The sequence below is a fragment of the Streptomyces parvulus genome, assembly GCF_014648855.1.
GTDB lineage: Bacteria > Actinomycetota > Actinomycetes > Streptomycetales > Streptomycetaceae > Streptomyces > Streptomyces parvulus.
This window is the reverse complement of sequence record NZ_BMRX01000039.1, coordinates 1-5455: the sequence shown is the minus strand read 5'-3', so window position 1 is coordinate 5455 and position 5455 is coordinate 1. Positions and strand designations below refer to the sequence as shown.

2 protein-coding genes and 1 pseudogene are annotated in these 5455 nt (G+C 69.4%); all 3 read left to right on the top strand.

Features of this window, described 5'->3' with window-relative positions; all coding sequences use genetic code 11:
• A pseudogene (locus tag IE108_RS34545) lies at positions 1-125 on the top strand (LacI family transcriptional regulator); the annotation flags it as partial.
• 337 nt (positions 126-462) lie between these two features.
• Positions 463-4752 (top strand): discoidin domain-containing protein, encoded by a 4290-nt coding sequence (locus IE108_RS34540; protein WP_064730926.1) that lies wholly within the window; start codon positions 463-465, stop codon positions 4750-4752.
• Positions 4753-4868: 116 nt separating this feature from the next.
• A partial coding sequence (locus IE108_RS34535) for a LacI family DNA-binding transcriptional regulator (RefSeq protein ID WP_189397844.1) occupies positions 4869-5455 on the top strand: 587 nt, incomplete at its 3' end.

Here is a 5455-nt window from a genome sequence, read left to right as displayed (position 1 = left end):
TGGGACGCGCCGCCGTCGACCTCCTCTGCGCCCAGATCCAAGGCACCGAAGTCCCGCACGGAGAGCTGCTCTTCGAACCGGAACTCGTCGTCCGCGGCTCCACCGCGCAGCCGGCCGCCGGCTGACGGAGACACACTCTGGCCCACGCCTCCCCCGCAATTTCCTTGCGGGAAATGGCAGCCGCTTGCGGTTCTCCGACGGAGGCCGTGAAAGTCGCTGATCCGGGGCACCACCCGGCACTTCGCCCCGCCCCGCCCCCACCGCGCCGGCCCGCCGTGCGCGGACTTCGTGCTGCACATCCTGTAGACGACTCAACAGTTCTCTGCAACTCTCTGAGCGCTCAACGTAAATGACAGTGCACATTCAGGAACATTCAGTTTCCACCTGAGCCAACGACGAGCCAACGCATCGACTGAGCCGTGCCTCGCGCCCCCTGCGGCGCGCGGCGGAGATCGGGGACAGATGAGAATCCGGAACTGGAGATCCCGTGCCCTGTGCACGGTGGTCGCGACCAGTCTCCTGGCGCTGGGCGGCCCGCTGCTGTCGGCCACTGCGGCGGGCGGGCCCAACATCGCCGTGGGAGACGCCGCGGCGGCGAGCAGCGCGCACAGCGAGTACGGCGCCGCCAACATCACCGACGGCAACCAGGGCACGTACTGGCAGAGCGGCGGCGGCAGCCTCCCGCAGTGGGTCCAGGCCGACCTGGGCACCACGGAGCGGATCGACGAGGTGGTCCTGAGGCTGCCCGCCGGCTGGGAGCGCCGCGACCAGACGCTCTCCCTCCAGGGCAGCGCCGACGGCACGAGCTTCAGCACCCTGAAGAGTTCCGCCACGTACCGCTTCGACCCGGGGTCGGGCAACACCGTCACGGTGAGCTTCCCCGCGACCCGGACCCGGTTCGTGCGGGTGGACATCACGGCCAACACCGGCTGGCAGGCGGCGCAGCTGTCCGAGCTGGAGGTGCGCGCGGCCGGGGAGTCGTCGGCGAACCTCGCCGCGAACCGCTCGCTGACGGCGAGCAGTTCCACGGGGGCGTACACGGCCGGCAACGGCAACGACGGCAACAGGGCCACCTACTGGGAGAGTGCCAACAACGCCCTGCCGCAGTGGATACAGGCCGACCTCGGGTCCTCCCGCCGGGTCGACCGCGTGGTGCTGCGGCTGCCGGACGGGTGGGGCGCGCGCAGCCAGACCCTGAAGATCCAGTCGAGCGAGAACGGCTCGGACTTCGGCGACCTGACCGCCGCCAAGGCGTACACCTTCGACGCGGCGGGCGGCCAGTCGGCGACGATCGCCTTCGACGCGACGACCACGCGCCACGTGCGCGTCCTGGTGACGGCGAACACCGGTCAGCCGGCCGCCCAGATCTCCGAACTGGAGGTCTACGGGCCGGCGGGCGGCGACACCCAGGCCCCCACCGCGCCCGCGAACCTGGCGTTCACCGAGCCGGCGACCGGGCAGATCAGGCTGACCTGGAACGCGTCCTCGGACGACACCGCGGTCACGGCTTACGACGTCTACGCCAACGGCGAGCTGCTGACCTCGGTCGGGGGGAACGTCACCACGTACACCGACACCCGCCCCGGCGGCGCCACGGTCACCTACCACGTCCGCGCCAAGGACGCCGCGGGCAACGTGTCCGGCAACAGCAACACGGTCACCCGCCGCGGCGACGACGGCGACACGCAGGCGCCCACCGCGCCGTCGAACCTCGCGCTCACCGAGCCCGCCGCCGGGCAGGTGAAGCTGACCTGGAGTCCGTCCAGCGACAACAAGGGCGTCACCGGGTACGACGTCTACGCCGACAACCGGCTCGTGAAGAGCGTCGCGGGCGATGTCACCACCTACACCGACACCCCGCCCGCCACCGCGAACGTGACCTACTTCGTGCGGGCCAGGGACGCGGCCGGCAACGTGTCCGGCAACAGCAACTCCGTCGTCCGCAACGGCACCCGGGACGGTTCGAACCTGGCCGTCGGCAAGCCGATCAGCGCCTCTTCCGTGATCCACACGTACGTCGCCGAGAACGCCAACGACAACAGCACGTCGACCTACTGGGAAGGAGCGGCGGGCAGCTACCCGAACACGCTGACCGTCAAGCTGGGCGCCAACGCCGACGTCGACGCCGTCGTCCTCAAGCTCAACCCCGACGCCGCCTGGTCGAGGCGCACCCAGAACATCCAGGTCCTCGGCCGCGAGCAGGCGGCGTCCGGGTTCACCACCCTGGCGGCCGCCAAGGACTACGTCTTCGACCCGGCGAGCGGCGGCAACAGCGTGACCGTCCCCGTCGACGGCAGGGTCGCCGACGTGCAGCTCAGGTTCACCTCCAACACGGGTTCCACGGCCGGCCAGATCGCCGAGTTCCAGGTGGTCGGCACGCCCGCGCCCAACCCCGACCTGGAGGTGACGAAGCTGACCACCTCGCCGGCCTCGCCCGTCGAGTCGGACGAGATCACCGTGTCCGCCACCGTCCGCAACGGCGGCGCGGCGGCCAGTCCGGCCGGCAAGGTCGCCCTGCGGCTGGGCGGCACCAAGGTCGCGACCGCCTCCGTCGGGGCCCTCCAGGCGGGTGCGCAGAGCACGGTCAGCGCCTCCATCGGGGCCCGCGACGCGGGATCCTACGAACTGAGCGCGGTCGCCGACGAGCCCGGCGAGATCATCGAGCAGAACGAGACCAACAACACCTACACGCGTCCGGAGCCGCTGGTCGTCAAGCCGGTCCAGAGCTCCGACCTGGTCGCGGCGACCGTCACCACCTCGCCCTCCAGCCCGGCCGCCGGTGACGACGTCACGTTCAAGGTCGCGCTGCGCAACCAGGGAACCCAGGACTCCGCGGGCGGCGGCCACGCCGTGACGCTCACCCTGGCCGACTCCGACGGCACCACCGTCAAGACCCTGACCGGCACGCACACCGGTGTCATCGCCGCCGGCTCGACGAGCCCCGCGGTGAGCCTCGGACCGTGGAAGGCGGCCAACGGCTCGTACACGGTGCGGGTGAAGGTGGCCGACGACGCCAACGAACTGCCCGTCAAGCGGGAGAACAACACCTCCACGCAACCGCTGTTCGTCGGGCGCGGCGCCAACATGCCCTACGACATGTACGAGGCCGAGGACGGCACCGTCGGCGGCGGTGCCACCGTGGCCGGACCGAACCGGACCATCGGCGACATCGCCGGGGAGGCGTCCGGCCGCAAGGCGGTCAAGCTCGACGCGACCGGTGAGTACGTCGAGTTCACCACCCGGGCCGCCACCAACACCCTGGTGACCCGCTTCTCCATCCCGGACGCGCCGGGCGGCGGCGGCATCGACTCCACGCTCAACGTCTACGTCGACGGCGCCATGAAGAAGGCGCTGCCGCTGACCTCGAAGTACGCCTGGCTCTACGGCAACGAGGCCTCGCCCGGCAACTCCCCCGGTGCGGGCGCGCCGCGTCACATCTACGACGAGGCGCACCTGATGCTGGGCGAGACCGTCCCGGCGGGCAGCAGGATCCGCTTGCAGAAGGACGCCGCGAACACCACCGACTACGCGATCGACTTCGTCAACCTGGAGCAGGTCGCCCCGGTGGCCAACCCCGATCCGGCGGCGTACGCGGTGCCGGCCGGGTTCACGCACCAGGACGTGCAGAACGCGCTCGACCGGGTCCGCATGGACACCTCCGGCAAGCTGGTCGGTGTCTACCTGCCGGCCGGGGACTACCAGACGTCGAGCAAGTTCCAGGTGTACGGCAAGGCGGTGAAGGTGGTGGGCGCCGGTCCGTGGTTCACCAAGTTCCACGCGCCCACGGCACAGGACAACACCGACGTCGGCTTCCGGGCCGAGGCGAGCGCCAAGGGGTCGTCGTTCGCGAACTTCGCCTACTTCGGCAACTACACCAGCCGCATCGACGGGCCGGGCAAGGTGTTCGACTTCTCCAACGTGTCGGACATCGTCATCGACAACATCTGGAACGAGCACATGGTGTGCCTGTACTGGGGCGCCAACACCGACCGGATCACGATCAAGAACTCCCGGATCCGCAACATGTTCGCGGACGGCGTCAACATGACCAACGGGTCGACCGACAACGTGGTGTCCAACAACGACGCCCGGGCGACCGGTGACGACAGCTTCGCGCTGTTCTCGGCGATCGACGCCGGGGGCGCGGACATGAAGAACAACCTGTACGAGAACCTCTCGACGACGCTGACCTGGCGGGCCGCGGGTCTCGCCGTGTACGGCGGCTACAACAACACCTTCCGCAACATCCACATCGCGGACACCCTGGTCTACTCGGGCATCACCATCAGCTCGCTGGACTTCGGCTACCCGATGAACGGCTTCGGCACCGATCCCACGACCTTCGAGAACATCTCGATCGTCCGCGCCGGCGGCCACTTCTGGGGACAGCAGACCTTCCCCGGCATCTGGGTGTTCTCCGCGTCCAAGGTGTTCCAGGGGATCCGGGTCAACAACGTCGACATCGTCGATCCGACCTACAGCGGCATCATGTTCCAGACGAACTACGTGGGAGGGCAGCCCCAGTTCCCGATCAAGGACACCGTCTTCACCGACGTGTCCGTCACCGGCGCACGCAAGAGCGGCGACGCCTTCGACGCCAAGTCCGGCTTCGGCCTCTGGGCCAACGAGATGCCCGAGTCCGGACAGGGGCCCGCGGTCGGCGAGGTCACCTTCAACGGCCTGAGGCTGGAGGGCAACGCGGTGGACATCCGGAACACGACGTCCACGTTCAAGATCAACCGCAACCCGTAGACCGGTAGGACCGGCAAGGGACGTCCGGGACCGTCCAGGTCTTCGCATCGGCCCTTGTCGGTCAGGTCACCGACTGGCGCAAGTCTCTTGCAGAGGCTTGCGCTAGTCTTGCGTCTGTGACGCGACGACTTGCTCAGGTGGCGAAGAAGGTTGGGGTCAGCGAGGCCACGGTCAGCCGGGTGCTCAACGGCAAACCGGGGGTTTCCGAGGCGACCCGGAGGTCCGTGCTGAGCGCGTTGGACGTCCTGGGCTACGAGCGGCCCACCCAGCTGCGGGGCGAGAGAGCGAGGCTCGTGGGGCTGGTGCTGCCGGAACTCCAGAACCCGATCTTCCCCGCGTTCGCCGAGGTCATCGGCGGTGCGCTGGCCCAGCAGGGGCTGACGCCGGTGCTGTGCACCCAGACCAAGGGCGGCGTCTCCGAGGCCGACTACGTCGAGCTGCTGCTCCAGCAGCAGGTCTCGGGGGTCGTCTTCGCCGGCGGCGGTCTCTTCGCCCAGGCGGACGCGCCGCACGACCACTACCGGCTGCTCGCCGAGCGCAACATCCCCGTCGTCCTCATCAACGCCTCCATCCCCGACCTCGACTTCCCGTGCATCGCCTGCGACGACGCGGTCGCCGTGGAGCAGTCCTGGCGGCACCTGGCATCGCTCGGACACGAGCGCATCGGCCTCGTCCTCGGCCCCTCGGACCACATCCCGTCCCG

What these genes read in the sequence shown, in the direction of transcription:
- IE108_RS34540 (WP_064730926.1), top strand. Translation starts at nt 463, where the DNA reads ATGAGAATCCGGAACTGGAGATCCCGTGCCCTGTGCACGGTGGTCGCG.